The organism is Amycolatopsis sp. lyj-23, from assembly GCF_046549135.1.
In the GTDB taxonomy this organism is placed as follows: domain Bacteria; phylum Actinomycetota; class Actinomycetes; order Mycobacteriales; family Pseudonocardiaceae; genus Amycolatopsis.
In genome coordinates this window covers 119,612-135,647 of the sequence record NZ_JAJPWN010000004.1, presented here as the reverse complement: position 1 = coordinate 135,647, position 16,036 = coordinate 119,612, and the positions used below count along the sequence as shown (strand labels likewise).

The following is a 16,036-nucleotide window of genomic DNA, read 5'->3' as shown; positions in this document are numbered from 1 at the left end:
CCACCGACCGTAGCCGAGTCGGCGGCGGTTGGCACGGTGTTCCGGCAGGTGGCCACTACGCTGTGGCACCGTGACCGCCCTCGACGACGTCCTCGCCGCGCACGGCGTCGGCGTCCGCCCGCTGTACCGCGTCCTGGACCTGCTGCGCACCGGCGACCACGACCTCGGCGAGCTGGTGCGGCTGTCGGCGGCGCCGCGGCGCAGCGTGGAGGCCGTCCTCGCCGCCCTCGGCGACGACCTGGACCGCAGCGGTGACCGCCTGCGCCTCGCCCCCGGCGTCGCGGCGTCGTACCTGCAGTACCGCGCGCCCCGCTACGCCGACCCGCTCGACGAGGCCGTCGCGACGCACGAGCTGCTGCCGAAGGTCGCGGAGTGGGTGGCCGAGGTGCCGTCGCCGCTGGCCGCGCTCGACCACGTGCAGGCGACGCCGGAGACGGTGCTGCGCCGCGCGCTCTGGCTGGCCGCCCAGTACGACCTCGCGTCGGCGCGCCTGCTGTTCCTCGGCGACCACGACCTGACGTCGCTGGCCGTGCGGGCGGTTTGCCCGTCGGCGGCGCTGACCGTCGTCGACCTGGACGAACGCGTGCTGGCGCACCTCGACGACCGCAGCGGCCGCGAGATCCGGACCGCGCACGCGGACCTGCGCGTCGGCCTGCCGCCGGCGCTCTCGGGCCGGTTCGACCTCGTGTTCAGCGATCCGCCGTACACGCCCGAAGGCATGGGGCTGTTCGCGGCGCGCGGGGTGCAGGCGCTGCGGGAGCCGAGCGAGGGACGGCTGCTGCTGGCGTACGGCTACAGCCCGCGCCACCCGGCGCTGGGCGCGCAGGTGCAGCGGTCGCTGGCGACGCTCGGGCTGACGTTCGAGGCGATCCTGCCGGGCTTCAACCGGTACTTCGGGGCGCAGGCGATCGGCAGCGCGGCGGACCTGTACGTCTGCCAGCCGACGGCGAAGGCCAAGAAGATGCGCAGCGGCAAGGCGATCTACACGCACGGGCCGCAGTCGGTCGAGGCGGCGGGGACGAAACCGGCCCTGCTGGAGAAGCTGAAGGAGATCGCCGGCGCGGGCGGTCTGGCGCTGGAGTCGCGGCCGGTGGACTGGTCGATCTCCGGCCCCGAGGGCGACGCGGTCGCGATGGACCTCTCGGCCGACCCGGGCCCGTGGCTGCTGCGGACGCTCCTGGGCACGAACGCTCGACGCTTGGCGCTGCTGCTGCCGAACGCCCACCCGGACCTCGCGGATCAGGCGTCCCAGGAGGCGCTGGCGTCACTCGTCCGGGGGAAGTACGCGCTGCGGTACCTGCGGAGCACCCCGGACAACCGCCACGCGGTGGTGGTCGCGGAGGCGGTGGCGCACCAGGACGAGGTCCTGACCCGCGCCCACGCCCGCCTGGCGAACGTCGCCCTCGACGTCCCCGAAGACCTGCAGGACCTGCGCCTGGTCGACGTCCCCCGCCACCGCCTCCCCGACCTCCTCGGCTGAACCCGCCACTTTCACGTGAAAGCTACGCTTTGCAGCACAAAGCGGCACTTTCACGTGAAAGTGCCGCTTTGGTGCCGAGAAGTCAGGCCGTGACGCCGTCGGCTTCCGCCGCCTTGGCGACCGCGGCCGCGACCTCCGGGGCCACGCGCGGGTCGAGCGGCGACGGGACGATCCGGTCCGGACCCAGGTCGTCCATCGCCACCGAGACGATCGCCTCGGCCGCCGCCAGCTTCATGTTCTCCGTGATCGCCCGCGCGCCGGAGTCCAGCGCACCGCGGAAGACGCCCGGGAACGCCAGGACGTTGTTGATCTGGTTCGGGAAGTCGCTCCGCCCGGTGGCCACGATGGACGCGTACCGCGCGGCCGCAGCCGGGTGGACTTCGGGGTCCGGGTTGGACAGTGCGAACACGATGCCGCCGCCCGCCATCCGGCCGAGCAGCGACTCGTCGATCGTCGCGCCGGACAGGCCGAGGAACACGTCGGCGCCTTCCAGCGCCTCCGCCAGCCCGCCCTTCAGGCCGGCCTTGTTCGTCGTCGCGGCCAGCCGCTCCTTGACCGGGTTCAGGCCCTCGCGGCCGGAGTGGATGATGCCGCGCGAGTCGAGCACCGTGACGTCGCCGATGCCGGCTTCCTGGAGGATCTTCGCGCAGGCCACGCCCGCCGCCCCGGCACCGGAGACGACCACGCGCTGGTCGGCGATCGCGCGGTCCAGCACCAGGTTGGCGCCGCGCAGCGCGGCCAGCGTCACGATCGCCGTGCCGTGCTGGTCGTCGTGCATGACCGGGCAGTCCAGCGCTTCCTTGAGCTTGTCCTCCAGCTCGAAGCACCGCGGCGCGGAGACGTCCTCGAGGTTGACGGCCCCGAACGACGGCCGCAGCCGCACCAGCGTCTCGACGATCTCGTCGACGTCGGTGGTGTCGAGCACCAGCGGGATCGAGTCGAGGCCGCCGAAGGTCTTGAAGAGCACCGACTTGCCCTCCATGACCGGCAGCGACGCGCTGGCCCCGATGTCGCCGAGGCCGAGCACCGCCGTCCCGTCGCTGACCACGACGACCAGCCGGTCCGCCCACGTGAAGCGCTTGGCCTTGGCGGCATCCTCGGCGATCGCCCGGCTCACCTTCGCCACACCGGGGGTGTAGGCGATCGAAAGGTCACGCGGGCTGGAAATCGGGCGGGTGGCCGCCACCGAGAGCTTGCCGCCCTCGTGCCCGGTGAAGATCTCTTCGTCGGTGACCGGCGCGACGGTGCCGGTGGGGTCGGTCATGGGGTTTCCTGTCGTCGTTTCCGTCATTCCCCCAGTGGGAATGACGGAACTCGCGGATCGGACTTGGGTCACTGGAATTTCTCCTGGGCATGCGGCTGGGACCACGGTCGGCAAGGGGAAACCGTGGGGGATCCCGGCACGGCAGCCCAGCGCGGTAGCGCCGGCCTGTCGGCGAGGCGTCACGTCGGCCATCGGTGCCGTGGGTCTGGCGATGGCCGCGGACGCGGCGGTCCGTTCATTGTGACAGGTACCCCGCCGCCGAGGACCCCTCGGTGCGGTTGATGTCACACCGGACGCGATTTCCCGGCAATTCCCAAGACGTCCGTCCGGTTTTGTTGGGCGCCCGATAAGGTGACGCCATGCAATTCCGCCGGCTGAGCGTCCCGGACGCCTACGAGTTCTCGCCCCGGGCGTTCCCCGACGACCGGGGCCTGTTCGTCGCCCCCTTCCAGGAAGACGTCTTCCTGGAAGCGGTCGGCCACCCGCTGCGGCTCGGCCAGTCCAACCACAGCGTGTCCCGGCGCGGCACCATCCGCGGCGTCCACTTCGCCGACACCCCGCCGGGCCAGGCCAAGTACATCTACTGCCCGCGCGGGTCGCTGCTCGACGTCGTCATCGACATCCGCGTCGGATCGCCCACCTTCGGCCGGTGGGACGCGGTGGTGCTGGACTCCCGGGAGTTCCGCGCGATGTACCTCGCCGAAGGTCTCGGCCACGGTTTCGTCGCCCTCGAAGACGACACGGTGATGACGTACTTCTGCTCGGAGCCGTACAACCCGGCGGGCGAGCACGGCATCACCCCGCTCGACCCCGCGCTGGACCTGCCCTGGCCCGCGGACATCGAGCAGGTCCTGTCCGAGAAGGACCGCGAGGCGCCGACCCTGGCCGAAGCCCTCGAGCAGGGCCTTCTCCCGGCGTACGCGGACTGCGTCGCCTACTACGACAAGCTGCGCTCGGCGAACTGACCCGCACTCCGGCCGCCGAGCCGCTTGCGCTTTTAGTAAGCGCGCATATAGTCTGCTCGCATGGCACTTTACGAGTACGAACACAGCGAAACCTCCACCGCGCCCGCCGCCGCGATCTGGCCGCTCTGGGCCGACACCGCCCGCTGGCCGGAGTGGGACGAAGGCGTCCGGTCGGTCGTCATCGAAGGCCCGTTCACCGTCGGGACCAGCGGCACGATGACCATGGACGGCATGCCGCCGATCCCGTTCACCCTCACCGAGGTCACCGAGGGCCGCAGCTTCACCGACGAGACCGTGCTCCCGGACGCGCACCTGCGGTTCGAGCACGTGCTCACCGACGTCGACGGCGGCACGCGGATCACGTACCGCGTCAGCATCGACGGCCCGGAGGGATTCGGCCCGCAGGTCACTTCGGACACCCCGGACGCGATGCGCGCGCTGGCGAGGCTCGCTGAGGCAAGCTCGCGCGTATGACGTCCCCGGAGTCCCGCCTGCCCGGCCCCGACCGCAGCCCCGGCTTCCTGCTGTGGCGCGTGACACTGGCCTGGCAGCGGGCGATGCGGGCCGCACTGGCCCCGCACGACCTCACGCACGTCCAGTTCGTGCTGCTGACGACGACGTGGTGGCTCACCCGCTCAGGTGAGCCACCCACCCAGCGGCAGCTGGCGGACCAGGCGGGCACCGACACGATGATGACCAGCCAGGTCGTCCGGAAGCTGGCCGACCGCGGCCTGCTCGCGCGCGCCGACGACCCGGCCGACGCCCGCGCGAAGCGCCTCGAAGTCACCCCGGCCGGCCTGGAGCTGGTCGCGAAGGCGCTCAAGGACGTCGAGGCCGCGGACGCCGAGTTCTTCGCGGCCACCGACGACGGCTTCGTCGACGCGCTGGCCCGGCTCGGCCCGTGAGGAAATCCCGGGCCTCCCCTGGGGGTGATCCCGGATGTCCGGAATGCGCGGGCCGAGCAGGCTCACCGCCATGAAACTTCTCGCACTGGGGGCGGCCGCGGTCGCCGTGGCGGCGCTGGCGCTGACGTCCGGAACCGCGTCCGCGGACGACCTCCCGGCGTTCGACTTCACCGGCTGCCCGGCGCCGCCCACGAACGCCGACCCGGGTACTTGGCGCTGCGAAGCCTTTGTCTCACAAGGAAAACTGACCATCGACGGCCGCGAGGTCCCGCTGGGCGAGAGCCGGCTGACGTTCAGCGAAGGCAAGGTGAACGGCCAGTACGCGCAGGTGTTCGGCGCGCTGCGGCACGCGCCGGTGACCGTCCCGGACCTGGCGGGCACGACACTCCAGCTGCACTACGGCGGCTACTCGGACTTCCAGAGCGACGCCGAGCGGCGCGGCGAGCTGGACGTCTACGCCACACTGCGGCACCCGTTGCTGCGCAAGGGCTGCACGCTCGGCGTGCTGCACACGGTCGTCCACGACGACCCGGCGGTGCCGCCGACGGTGCTTTCGAAGAACCCGCCCACCATGCACTTCGGCGTGGTGGACCCGGATCTCGCGTTGCCGGCCACGCACGGCTGCGGCGTGCTCGGCCCGCTCGTCGACCGGCGGCTCGGCCTGCCGTCGCCGTCCGGCGCGAACGCGTTCCACCAGACGACGTACGTGCAGTACAAGCAGCTTTAACGCTTCTTCGGCGTCACCCAGGTGGTGATGATCCCGGTGACCACGGGCTTGCCGTTCGCGTCCGAAATGGTCACCGGGACTTCGAGGTCGAAGCCCTCGGCGCCGAACTCCGGCAGTTCGGGCAGCGCGGCCACCGCGCGCAGGCCCGTCTCGGCCTTCGCGACGTACTGGACGTTCATGCCCTTGGGCAGCCAGCGGTGCGTCGTCGGGACGGTGGCCTCGGCGAGCATGCCCATCGCGATTTCGGCGAGGTTGCAGGCCGCGATCGCGTGGAAGGTGCGGATGTGGTTGTAAACACCCCACCACTTCGGGGCGGTCACCTCGCAGTGACCCGGGCGCAGCTCGCGCACCGACGGCAGCACCGTGCGGAAGTACGGCACCCGCACGCACATCGCGGCGCTGAACAGCTGTTTCCCGCCCGGCTTCCCGGCCAGCTTGTGCCACAGCGCGAACGTCGGCGTCTCGGACATGGTTTCTCCTCGAGCTAAGCTACCGTTCAGTAGCTAAGCAGACGGCCAGCCGCCGCGCAAACCGCCGGATATATTCGGGCCCGTGACGAACCGTCTCTTCCTCCTCCGGCACGGGCAGACCGAATGGTCGCTGAACGGACGGCACACCGGCCGCACGGACATCCCGCTGACGCCGGCGGGCGAGGGCCAGGCGCGCGCCGCCGGCGGCACCCTCCGCAGCCTGGTGGGCGGCCCGTCGCTGGTGCTCTCGAGCCCGCGCGCCCGGGCGCTGCGCACGGCCGCGCTGGCCGGGCTGCGCGTCGACGAAGTCACCGAGGACCTCGCCGAATGGGACTACGGCGACTACGAAGGCGTCACCACGCCGAAGATCCGCGAGACCGTGCCGGGCTGGACGGTCTGGACCCACCCGAGTCCCGGCGGCGAAAGCGCTTCGGACGTCTCCGCCCGCGCGGACCGCGTGCTCGACCGGGCCCGCCGCGACATCGAAGCCGGCGACGTGATCCTGGTGGGCCACGGCCACTTCAGCCGGGTGCTGGTGGCCCGCTGGCTCGGCCTGCCCGCCACCGCCGGCGTCCACTTCGGACTGGACGCGGCCGGCATCGCGGTGCTCGGCGACGAGCGCGGCGAACCCCAGATCGAACACCTCAACCTGCTGCCCGCGGAGGACTGACGTGCCCGACGACCGCATCCGCCGGATCCGCCCTTCGGACGTCGAAGCAGCGGTCGGCCTGGTGCACGACCTGGCCGAGTACGAGCGCGCGCCGGACGAGTGCCACCTGACTGCGGAGCAGCTGCACGAGGCGCTGTTCGGCGAGGCGCCGAAGCTGTTCGGGCACGTGGCCGAAGTGGACGGCGAGGTCGTCGGCTTCGCGGTCTGGTTCCTGAACTTCTCCACCTGGCGCGGGGTGCACGGGATCTACCTGGAGGACCTGTACGTGCGGGCCTCCCACCGCGGTTCCGGCCTCGGCAAGGCCCTCCTGGCGACCCTGGCGGCCGAGTGCGTCGCGAACGGCTACGCCCGGCTCGAGTGGTCGGTCCTGGACTGGAACCCGGCCACGGAGTTCTACAAGGCCCTGGGCGCGGAGGCGATGGACGAGTGGACGGTCAACCGCCTGACCGACAAGCCCCTGAAAGCCCTGGCCGCCCAGGCCTAACCCGCGTGCTCGAACCCGGATCCCGCGGATCCCGCGTCAGTCTTCTTCGGGGCCTTCGCGCTCGGCGCGGCGGCCCGCCAGGCCGCCGCGTTCGGCGGCCTCGGTCTCCGTCTCGCCTTCGCGCAGGTCCAGCGCCCAGGCCCGGGACGGCCGCCGGAACAGCAGGACCAGCGCCGCGATGCCCAGCAGCGCGACCGGCACGCCCCACACCGGCTCGCCGGACGGGCCGAGCAGGTACCAGCCGAGGCCGATCACGATCAGCGCGATCACCACGCCGGGCGAGCGCGCCCACGTCCGGCCGAGGACCAGGCCCGCCGACGCGGCCAGGAACGCCAGCGCCACCACGATGAACGTGCCCGACTCGACGAAGACGTTGTTGCCCGGCTGCGCGGGCGCACCCAGTCCGTTCACCAGCACGACCACCCCGAACACCAGCAGGGCGAGCGACGGCACCGCGGTGACCGCACCGGCCAGCCGGACCTCACGGGGAGCGGGCGAGAGCTTCACTGCGGCGGCCTTCCGGGGTCCTTTGCGGGAGCACAGTGGACTCCACCAGGGCGAGTCACCGTGCGTGAGCTCTTTCGATCGTATGCCACCCGGTCGGCCGTTTTCCCCGGGCCGCCCGCGCGTCGAAAATCAAGGTGTCGTCGATGAGCGGGCGGTCGGCCCGGGTGCACTTGTCACGACGAGCGGACACTCGCGCACGAAGGAGGACCGCCCGGCACAGGGTCTCGCAGGTGCTGTTCCCCGGGGTTGCGCCCGTCACCATGCGGCGCCGGAAGGTTCTCGGGCCGCCGGATGTCACTTACCCTGCGGTGATGCGCGCAATCCTCGTCGTGAACCCCCAGGCCACCTCGACCACCGCGGGTGGCCGGGACGTGCTGGCGCACGCGCTCGCCAGCCAGGTCAAGCTGGACGTGGTCGAGACGGACTACCGCGGCCACGCCATGGCCGTCGCGCGCTCGGCCGCGCGGGACGGCATCGACCTGGTCGTGGCGCACGGCGGCGACGGCACGGTCAACGAGGTGGTCAACGGCCTGCTGGCCGACGCCGACAGCGACCCGGCCGAACTCGGCCACGTCCCCGCCCTGGGCGTCGTCCCCGGCGGCTCGGCCAACGTCTTCGCACGCGCCCTCGGCATCTCCGCCGATTCCTTCGAGGCCACCCACCAGCTGCTCAACGCGCTGGAGAACGACCGCTCGCGCCGCGTCGGGCTCGGGCTGGCCGACGGGCACTGGTTCACCTTCAACTCCGGCCTCGGCTGGGACGCCGACGTCGTCGGCCGGGTCGCCAAGCGCCGCGGCAAGCAGACGACCGCCGGCCTGTACATGCGGGCCGCCGTCCGCTCCTACTTCCGGCCGCCGCTGGGCCGCCCGGCCCTCACGATCCGCATCCCGGGCCACGAACCCGCCGAGGCGTTGACCGCTTTCGTGTCCAACACCGATCCGTGGAGCTACCTGGGCGAGCGCGCGGTCCACCTCAACCCGGGTTGCTCGTTCGAGACGGGATTGGGTTTGTTCGCGCTGAACGGTCTGGGGTTGCCCACCGTGTTCAAGCATGTACGCCAAGCTTTGGCTACGAAGAGCAACCAGCGGGGACGGCGTCTCGTACGTCACGATGACCTGCCGATGATCCGCATCGACGCAGCTGAACCGGTAAACTTCCAGGTGGACGGCGACCTCGTCGGCCAGCGGACCCGAGTCGAATTCTTCAGCGTCCCGAACGCACTCACCGTAATCACGTGATGCCGGCGCCGCTGATCGCCTGCGGCAAAGTGCCAGGTGCCGTTCGTCGACGGAGAAGCTCCACTCAGCGCATCGGGCTTCCCAGCCGGTGGCTGTTTCGGAGAGAAACTGCAGGTCAGAGGCGTCGCTCGGCCGGGTGACCTGACTCACCGATCTTCCGGAAACCCTTGTCGAAAGCGGTGCTTCGTGAAAGCATTCACAAGCACCCAAGAACACGACCGCCATTGACGACTATGGCGCGGCCTTCCCGCGCCATATGAAGGAGCTCACGAACATGGACTGGCGCCACGACGCGGCCTGCCGAGACGAGGACCCCGAGCTGTTCTTCCCGGTGGGAACCAGCGGTCCTGCTCTGTCGCAGGTAGCTCAGGCGAAGGCCGTGTGCCACCGCTGCCCCTCCGCTTCCGACTGCTTGGCCTGGGCTTTGGCCAGCGGTCAGGACGCCGGCGTGTGGGGCGGCATGAGCGAGGACGAGCGACGCGCGCTCAAGCGCCGCCGTACGCACATCGGCACGCGTACCAACGCCTAAGTTTCTCGAGATCCACCCAGGCCAGGCAGGAATTTCACCCGGCGGGCATTTGTCGTGCCCACGCCGTCTGGGGTGATACCTACCCGGTCTGAGCTTAACAACCGAGGCGAAACCACCTGGCAACGGGTGCGCTGAAACCTCACGAGGACTTCAAGTCCTCCCGCGAAGCGTTGAACGGCCCGGCACCACGCACCTGGTGCCGGGCCTTCAACGTGTCACCCCACCAATCCCACGTGATGCCCTACCAATCACGCGAGATGCCTCCCCAATCACGCGTGATGCCCGCTCAATCACGCGTAATGCCTGTTCGCGCACACCAACCGACCCTCCCAGGCACGCAAGCCGACCCTCCAGATACGCACGCCGACCCTCCGGGTACGCGTGCCGTCCGTCGAGGTACCCCCGGCGGGTCAGAGCCGGCGCGACAGCGGGATGCGCAGCGCGGCTTCCGTTCCCGACGCGCGGGTCGAGGCCGTCTCCGGCCGCACCTTCCGCAGCGACAGCGAGCCCCGCAGCTCGGACTCCACCAGCGTCCGCACGATCTGCAGCCCCAGGCCGTCCGAACGCTCCAGCGAGAAGCCCGACGGCAGGCCGCGCCCGTTGTCGCGGATCACGACGTCCAGCCAGCGCGCCGAACGCTCCACGATCAGCTCGACCTTCCCCGACCGGCCGGCCGGGAAGGCGTGCTCGACGGCGTTCTGCACCAGCTCGGCCAGCACCATCACCAGCGGCGTCGCGATCTCCGCGACGACCACCCCGAACGAGCCCTTCCGCGACAGCCCGACCTGCGACTCCGCCGTGGCGACCTCGCCGACCATCGGCAGCACGTTGTCGAGCAGCTTGTCGAGGTCGACGCGCTCGTCCACCGAAATCGACAGCGCTTCGTGCACCAGCGCGATCGACGTCACCCGGCGCACGGACTCCGCCAGGGCGAGCCGCGCCTCCTCCGACGTCGTCCGCCGCGACTGCAGCCGCAGCAGCGCCGCCACCGTCTGCAGGTTGTTCTTCACCCGGTGGTGGATCTCCCGGATCGTCGCGTCCTTCGACAGCAACGCCCGGTCCCGCCGCTTCACCTCGGTGACGTCGCGGACCAGCACCAACGCGCCCGCCGCCTGTCCGGCCGGCCGCAGCGGCAGCGCGCGGAACAGCACGACGGCGCCCCGCCGCGAATCGGCCTCCGTGCGGCTCGACGGCTTCCCGTCGAGGGCCTCGATGATCCGGTGGGACACCTCGGTCGCGTCGAACGGGTCGCGGATCAGCGACCGCGTCAGGGGCGCCAGCCGCGTCCCGACCAGGTCGGATTCGTGCCCCATCCGGTGGTAGGCGGACAGGCCGTTCGGGCTGGCGAACACGACCGTGCCGCTCGAGTCGAGCCGGATCAGCCCGTCCCCGACCCGCGGGGACGTGTGCGTGTCGGTCGCGTTGCTGCCGCTCGGCGGGAACGTGCCGTCCACGATCATCTGGCACAGGTCGCCCGCGCTGCCCAGGTACGCGATCTCCAGCGGCGACGGCACGCGCGGCGCGGCCAGGTTCGTCTCGCGGCTCATCACGGCGATGACCTCGTCGTGGAACCGCACCGGGATCGCCTCGCGGCGCATCGGCAGGTCGCGGTACCAGTGCGGGTCCTCTTCGCGGCAGATCCGCACCTCGCGCATGGCCTTCGCCAGCTGCGGGTGCTCCTCCACCGTGAACCGCGTGCCGACGACGTCTTCGGGGTGCGCGGTGGGCGCCGTCGTCGGGCGCGCGTGCGCGACGCAGACGAAGTCGCCGCCGTCCGGCTGCAGGTCCTCGGTCACCGGGACCCAGAGCAGGAAGTCGGCGAAGGACAGGTCGGCCAGCAGCTGCCATTCGGCGACGACGGTCTGCAGGTGGTCCGCGGCCTCCCCGGGGAGGCCGGTGTTGTCGGCGAGCAGTTCGGCGAGCGTGGACACGCACCCCATCCAACCAGAGCGGGACGTCATGACACACTTGAGAGGTTGACCAGCTTTGACGACGAGGAGTGAACATGTCGAAGCGCGCCCGCAAGCGTCGCAGCCGGAAGAAGAACGCCGCGAACCACGGCGGTAAGCCCAACTCCTGAGGCCGGCGCCGGCACGCAAAAGGCCCCCACACGATCGTGCGGGGGCCTTTGTCGTGCTCGGACGCGTTATTCGGAGCGCTGCTCGAGGGTGATCTCGGTGCGCTCCACGGTGACGCCGCCGCGCGTGGCGACGGTCTGGCGGATCGACGCGCGCAGCCGGCTCTTCAGCTCGGCCGGGGCGTGGTCGCCGCCGCACTTGCGGGCCAGCAGCCGCTTGATGTGCTCGTCGATGCCGTACTCCTCGAGGCACGGCGGGCAGTCCTCGATGTGGGCGCGCAACGCCGCGTCACGCTCGGGGCTGCACTCGCGGTCGAGCAGCAGGTAGATGTCGGCGAGCGCCTCTTCGCAGCGCACCTTGTCCGACGCGCCCTCGCACATGTCGTTCATCGCCCCGCCACCTCTTCCTGGGCACCCCGGATGAAGCCGCGCTCCCGCGCCACGTCGGCGAGCAGGTCGCGCAGCTGGGCGCGGCCGCGGTGCAGACGGGACATCACGGTGCCGATGGGCGTGTCCATGATCTCGGCGATCTCCTTGTACGCGAAGCCCTCGACGTCGGCCAGGTAGACGGCCAGCCGGAACTCCTCGGGCAGCTTCTGCAGGGCGGCCTTGACGTCGGTGTCGGGCAGGTTGTCCATCGCCTCGACCTCGGCCGACCGCAGCCCGCTGGAGGTGTGGCTCTCCGCCTTGGCGATCTGCCAGTCGGTGATCTCCTCGGTGGGCGCCTGCACCGGCTGCCGCTGGCGCTTGCGGTAGCCGTTGATGTAGGTGTTGGTCAGGATGCGGTACATCCAGGCCTTGAGGTTGGTGCCGGCCTTGAAGGACGCGAAGGCGGCGTACGCCTTGAGGTAGGTCTCCTGGACCAGGTCCTCGGCATCGGCGGGGTTGCGCGTCATCCGCATCGCGGCCGAGTACAGCTGGTCGAGCAGCGGCATCGCGTCCCGCTCGAAACGCTCGGCGCGCTCGGCCTCGGTCGCTTCTTCCGGCGCTGAGTTCTGCGTGCTCGGCAAACCGTTCCCTTCCCGCTCGGCGTCGATGCGCGTGCGCGCATACGGCGGACCCGAGTTTACGCGGGGACCGGGCACGCCGCGGTTCGCCGGTGCCTGGGAACTGCGGCGGCTGCGTGAGCGTGTGGTGGCGAGCGTTGTTGTCACGTCCCGTACAACCGATCGGGGGGATCGGGCATTCCCTAGACTTCCGCCATGGCTGGCAAAGGCACCCCGGCGACGGCGTTGCTGGTGAAGCAGAAGGTGACCCACGAGCTGCACGCGTACGACCACGACCCGCGCGCGGAGTCGTACGGCCTGGAGGCGGTGGAGGCACTGGGCCTGGACCGGGCGCGCGTGTTCAAGACGCTGGTGGCGGAGGTGGACGGCCGCCTGGTGGTGGGGGTGGTCCCGGTCACGGGCCAGCTGGACCTGAAGGCGTTGGCGGCCGCGGCGGGCGGCAAGAAGGCGAAGATGGCGGACCCGGCGGCGGCTCAGCGGGCGACGGGGTACGTGCTGGGCGGGATCTCCCCGCTGGGCCACCGGAGCCGACTGCCGGTGGTGATCGACGCGTCGGCGGAAGGGTTCGAGACGGTGTTCTGCTCGGCCGGACGGCGAGGGCTGGAGGTGGAGCTGGCACCGGGTGAGCTGATCCGGCTGACCGGGGCCGTGGTGGCGGGGATCGCGGCCTGAGCTGTCTGCGGGTCTCGACGGAGCAGCGAGCCGAAGGCGCTGACCAGCATGGATGGCCCGGCAACATCGCCTCGGTACTCGCGAGAGGGCCCGCCCAGAGGGCTTACCCGTCTCGGAAATGATCCCGGCCGAAGTCCCGGAGGTCCTTCCGCAGGTGGCTCACCAGCGAAAACGGGACGCGAGAGCATGATCGGCACCCCCACCCAGCCCTCCCCCGCCACCCCGATACGAAGCCAAAAACACGGACGGTGGCGCCGGGTCAAGGCACGCTTTCCCGCCTTGACGCGGCGCCACCGTCCGTAGTCACAATCAGGCTTCGGGGTGGTGGATCTTCAAGGCCCAACCACCAACGCCCACACCCATCCAGCCCCCACCCTCTCCGGGGGGCGTCCCCAGTCCCAGTCTATCGGCGGCAGGGGCAAAAAACGGGCCCCCAGCAAATCTGTGGACAGCCGACCCGCATGTGGACAACTCAGGCCAGCGGCCGCAGCACCCGCGACAGCCACTCCGTCGCCGCCCGGGACACCGATTCCAAATCCGCCGACAGGCTGTGGTCCCCCTCCACCACGACCACCTCGTGGTGCGGTCCCGCCGAAGGTCGCCCGAACGGGTCACGCGCACCCTGGATCGCCAGCACCGGCACCTCCACCGCGTCGAACTCCGGCTGGCGCGTCTTCTCCGGCTTGCCCGGTGGGTGCTCCGGGAACGCCAGGCACAGCACCGCCACCGCCTGCCCGGCCGCCGCCGTCCGGCAAGCCACCCGGGCACCCGATGAGCGGCCGCCGAAGACGAACGGCAGGCCGTCGAACCGCTCGGACAGCTCGTCCGCCACCGTCAGCCACGCCGTGTCCAGCTGGTTCGCCGGGGCCGGGGCCCGGCGGCCCGCCACCCGGTACGGCTGCTCCACCAGCGCCACGTGCACGCCCGCCGCCCGTGCCGCGCGCGTCACCTCCACGAGGTCCTTCGCCCCGAGGCCGCCGCCGGCGCCGTGGCCGAGCATGAGCACCGCCGCGCCCTCCTCCGCGCAGTGCAGGTACACCCGCGCCGGGCCGTAGGCGGTGTCGATCTCCAGGGCCGTCATGAGAAGAGGGTGTCCTCGTGGGCCGGGTCGACGCGCTCCAGCAGTTCCGGCCCGTTGTTGCGGACGTTGTTGACCCGGGTCGAGATCGGCCGCAGCTCCAGCGACTCCACGATCTCCTCCGGCGTCGGCACCAGCAGGTCGGTGACGTCTTCGCGGTCCGGGTCCAGCCAGCCGTCCCAGTGCGAGCGGGGCACGATCAGCGGCATCCGGTGGTGGACGTCGGTGAGCTGCCCGGACGCGTCGGTCGTGATGATCGAGAACGTGATCAGCGGCGACGCCTTGTCGTCGTCCTTCGGCCGCCAGCTCTCCCAGATCCCGCCGAACGCGATCGACGAACCGTCGGGCGGGGTCATGTAGAACGGTTCCTTCTCCTTGCCGGTGCGGCGCCACTCGAACCAGCCGTCGGCAGGCACCAGGCAGCGGCGCGACACGAGCGCGCGGCGGAAGGCGGGCTTCTCCGCGGCCGTCTCGGCGCGCGTGTTGATCATCCGCGAGCCGACCGACGGGTCCTTGGCCCAGAACGGCACCAGGCCCCACTTCATCATCCGCAGCGAACGCTCGGCGGGCTCGTCCTCGATGACCTGGCCGTCTTCGTCACGCGGGTGCCGCTGCACGACCGTGACCACGTTCTTCGTCGGCGCCACGTTGTGGTCGGCGCGCGCGTGGCCCTCGGTGAGGTCGATCGCGTCGAACTCCTCGATCAGCTTCGCCGGGTCCTTCGTGGCGGCGTAGCGGCCGCACATGACCAACCTCCTCGTGCCGGGGAACGCCATCGTTACACGCAGGCCAGGGCCCTGGCGAGCGGCGTGGGATCATTCGGGTGGGCACCGGCGCACGGGAGGACGAGGGTTTGGCGCGCAACGACTGGAGCAAGCTGGACGAGTCCGACGTCCGCGTGCGTCCGGGCAAGGGCACCCGGCCCCGCAGCAAGCGCCGTCCCGAGCACGCCGACGCCGTCACCGCCATGGTCATCGGCAAGGACCGCGGCCGCTGGACGTGCGCGATCGACGCCGACCCCGCTCGGGTGATCACCGCCATGCGGGCGCGCGAAATGGGCCGGACACCGGTGGTCGTCGGCGACCTCGTCGCCGTGGTCGGCGACGTGTCGGGCAAGCCGGACACCCTCGCCCGGATCGTCCGGGTCGACGACCGCACCAGCTCCCTGCTGCGCACGGCCGACGACACCGACCCGTACGAACGCCTGGTCGTCGCCAACGCCGAGCGCCTGCTGATCGTCACCGCGCTGGCCGACCCGCCGCCGCGCACCGGCTTCATCGACCGCTGCCTGGTCGCCTGCTACGCCGGCGGCGTCGAGCCGGTCCTGTGCCTGACGAAGGCCGACCTGGCCAGCCCGGACGAGCTGCTGGCGGGGTACGCGGGCCTCGACATCCCGGTGATCGTCAGCCGCTTCGACGAACAGCCCGAAGGCCTCGACGAGCTGCTGAAGGATCGCGTGACGGCGCTGGTCGGCCACTCCGGGGTCGGCAAGTCGACATTGGTCAACCGGCTGGTCCCGGACGCCGCGCTGGCCACCGGCGTGGTGAGCGCGGTCGGCAAGGGCCGCCACACGTCCGTCGCGGCGGCCGCGCTGCCGCTGCCGGGCGGCGGCTGGGTGATCGACACGCCCGGTGTGCGCTCGTTCGGGCTGGCCCACGTCACCGCGGACGACATCGTCGACGCCTTCGAGGAGTTCGCCGAAGCCGCCGAGGAGTGCCCGTCGGGCTGCGGGCACCTGGGCGCCCCCGAGGACCCGGACTGCGCGCTCGACGACGTCGTCACCGAAGGCCGGGCGAGCGCCGAGCGGCTGACGTCACTGCGGCGCCTGCTCGCCTCCCGCGGCGGCCACGAAGTGACCCGCGTCACAGAGTCGTGAGACAACCGGGAACCGATCGCCGTTCGTCACCGTCATATCGGTAACCAATCACCCGATCAGGCGATATGCCGAGCGGAAGATCCGACT

General features: G+C 71.2%; 20 protein-coding genes. 12 read left to right on the top strand and 8 right to left on the bottom strand.

The features are described from left to right. The first annotated feature begins 70 nt into the window (after positions 1–70). Positions 71–1,480: a bis-aminopropyl spermidine synthase family protein gene (locus tag ACLJPY_RS09995; protein ID WP_410587741.1), complete on the top strand. Its 1,410-nt coding sequence runs from the start codon at positions 71–73 to the stop codon at positions 1,478–1,480. A gap of 82 nt (positions 1,481–1,562) precedes the next feature. Here ACLJPY_RS09995 and ACLJPY_RS09990 read toward each other — a convergent pair whose 3' ends face one another. Beyond that, entirely contained in the window at positions 1,563–2,744 is a 1,182-nt protein-coding gene (locus ACLJPY_RS09990; protein WP_410587740.1) for an NADP-dependent malic enzyme, read from the bottom strand. 359 nt (positions 2,745–3,103) lie between these two features. On the opposite strand from ACLJPY_RS09990, the gene ACLJPY_RS09985 reads away from it, so the two are divergent. The 4 genes from ACLJPY_RS09985 to ACLJPY_RS09970 all read left to right on the top strand — a co-directional run bounded on the left by ACLJPY_RS09985 (position 3,104) and on the right by ACLJPY_RS09970 (position 5,341). Continuing rightward, entirely contained in the window at positions 3,104–3,709 is a 606-nt protein-coding gene (locus ACLJPY_RS09985) for a dTDP-4-dehydrorhamnose 3,5-epimerase family protein (RefSeq protein WP_410587739.1), read from the top strand. A 60-nt stretch (positions 3,710–3,769) separates the two neighbouring features. After that, on the top strand, positions 3,770–4,183 hold the full coding sequence (locus ACLJPY_RS09980) for an SRPBCC family protein (protein WP_410587738.1): 414 nt from the start codon (positions 3,770–3,772) through the stop codon (positions 4,181–4,183). Next, complete coding sequence (locus ACLJPY_RS09975) at positions 4,180–4,614, top strand: MarR family winged helix-turn-helix transcriptional regulator (RefSeq protein WP_410587737.1); 435 nt, start codon at positions 4,180–4,182, stop codon at positions 4,612–4,614. The genes ACLJPY_RS09980 and ACLJPY_RS09975 overlap by 4 nt, the downstream gene beginning before the upstream one ends. A gap of 70 nt (positions 4,615–4,684) precedes the next feature. After that, positions 4,685–5,341 (top strand): hypothetical protein, encoded by a 657-nt coding sequence (locus tag ACLJPY_RS09970; protein WP_410587736.1) that lies wholly within the window; start codon positions 4,685–4,687, stop codon positions 5,339–5,341. On the opposite strand, the gene ACLJPY_RS09965 is transcribed toward ACLJPY_RS09970, so the two are convergent. Further along, positions 5,338–5,811 carry a hotdog fold domain-containing protein gene (locus ACLJPY_RS09965; protein WP_410587735.1) on the bottom strand — a complete coding sequence of 158 codons (474 nt, stop codon included), beginning with the start codon at positions 5,809–5,811 and terminating at the stop codon, positions 5,338–5,340. The two genes, ACLJPY_RS09970 and ACLJPY_RS09965, sit on opposite strands and share 4 nt — an antisense overlap. Positions 5,812–5,893: 82 nt before the next feature. On the opposite strand from ACLJPY_RS09965, the gene ACLJPY_RS09960 reads away from it, so the two are divergent. After that, on the top strand, positions 5,894–6,481 hold the full coding sequence (locus ACLJPY_RS09960; protein WP_410587734.1) for an acid phosphatase: 588 nt from the start codon (positions 5,894–5,896) through the stop codon (positions 6,479–6,481). A gap of 1 nt (position 6,482) precedes the next feature. Further along, positions 6,483–6,965: a GNAT family N-acetyltransferase gene (locus ACLJPY_RS09955; RefSeq protein WP_410587733.1), complete on the top strand. Its 483-nt coding sequence runs from the start codon at positions 6,483–6,485 to the stop codon at positions 6,963–6,965. 36 nt (positions 6,966–7,001) lie between these two features. Here the strand turns inward: ACLJPY_RS09955 and ACLJPY_RS09950 are convergent, their stop codons facing one another. Next, a complete protein-coding gene (locus ACLJPY_RS09950) occupies positions 7,002–7,472 on the bottom strand; it encodes a hypothetical protein (RefSeq protein ID WP_410587732.1) in 471 nt (156 codons plus the stop codon). A gap of 311 nt (positions 7,473–7,783) precedes the next feature. On the opposite strand from ACLJPY_RS09950, the gene ACLJPY_RS09945 reads away from it, so the two are divergent. Next, entirely contained in the window at positions 7,784–8,710 is a 927-nt protein-coding gene (locus ACLJPY_RS09945) for a diacylglycerol/lipid kinase family protein (RefSeq protein WP_410587731.1), read from the top strand. 274 nt (positions 8,711–8,984) lie between these two features. After that, the gene (locus ACLJPY_RS09940) at positions 8,985–9,239 is read left to right on the top strand and encodes a WhiB family transcriptional regulator (RefSeq protein ID WP_043777259.1); all 255 of its coding nucleotides are present in this window, start codon (positions 8,985–8,987) and stop codon (positions 9,237–9,239) included. A gap of 410 nt (positions 9,240–9,649) precedes the next feature. On the opposite strand, the gene ACLJPY_RS09935 is transcribed toward ACLJPY_RS09940, so the two are convergent. Then, the gene (locus ACLJPY_RS09935) at positions 9,650–11,170 is read right to left on the bottom strand and encodes a sensor histidine kinase (protein ID WP_410587730.1); all 1,521 of its coding nucleotides are present in this window, start codon (positions 11,168–11,170) and stop codon (positions 9,650–9,652) included. Between the two features lie 74 nt (positions 11,171–11,244). Between ACLJPY_RS09935 and ACLJPY_RS09930 the strand changes: the two genes are divergently transcribed. Then, positions 11,245–11,319 carry a 50S ribosomal protein bL37 gene (locus ACLJPY_RS09930; protein ID WP_370444718.1) on the top strand — a complete coding sequence of 25 codons (75 nt, stop codon included), beginning with the start codon at positions 11,245–11,247 and terminating at the stop codon, positions 11,317–11,319. Between the two features lie 66 nt (positions 11,320–11,385). Here the strand turns inward: ACLJPY_RS09930 and rsrA are convergent, their stop codons facing one another. Continuing rightward, the gene (gene rsrA, locus ACLJPY_RS09925; RefSeq protein ID WP_410572536.1) at positions 11,386–11,706 is read right to left on the bottom strand and encodes a mycothiol system anti-sigma-R factor; all 321 of its coding nucleotides are present in this window, start codon (positions 11,704–11,706) and stop codon (positions 11,386–11,388) included. Next, positions 11,703–12,326, bottom strand: a complete 624-nt coding sequence (locus ACLJPY_RS09920) for a sigma-70 family RNA polymerase sigma factor (protein ID WP_364275426.1) — start codon at positions 12,324–12,326, stop codon at positions 11,703–11,705. The genes rsrA and ACLJPY_RS09920 overlap by 4 nt, the downstream gene beginning before the upstream one ends. A gap of 192 nt (positions 12,327–12,518) precedes the next feature. Between ACLJPY_RS09920 and ybaK the strand changes: the two genes are divergently transcribed. Then, entirely contained in the window at positions 12,519–12,995 is a 477-nt protein-coding gene (gene ybaK, locus ACLJPY_RS09915) for a Cys-tRNA(Pro) deacylase (protein ID WP_410587729.1), read from the top strand. Positions 12,996–13,467: 472 nt separating this feature from the next. On the opposite strand, the gene ACLJPY_RS09910 is transcribed toward ybaK, so the two are convergent. Continuing rightward, complete coding sequence (locus ACLJPY_RS09910) at positions 13,468–14,076, bottom strand: alpha/beta family hydrolase (protein ID WP_410587728.1); 609 nt, start codon at positions 14,074–14,076, stop codon at positions 13,468–13,470. After that, entirely contained in the window at positions 14,073–14,819 is a 747-nt protein-coding gene (locus ACLJPY_RS09905) for an SOS response-associated peptidase (RefSeq protein ID WP_410587727.1), read from the bottom strand. Before ACLJPY_RS09905 ends, ACLJPY_RS09910 begins: the two co-directional genes overlap by 4 nt. A gap of 107 nt (positions 14,820–14,926) precedes the next feature. Between ACLJPY_RS09905 and rsgA the strand changes: the two genes are divergently transcribed. Beyond that, positions 14,927–15,949 (top strand): ribosome small subunit-dependent GTPase A, encoded by a 1,023-nt coding sequence (rsgA, locus tag ACLJPY_RS09900; protein WP_410588270.1) that lies wholly within the window; start codon positions 14,927–14,929, stop codon positions 15,947–15,949. Positions 15,950–16,036 lie beyond the last annotated feature (87 nt).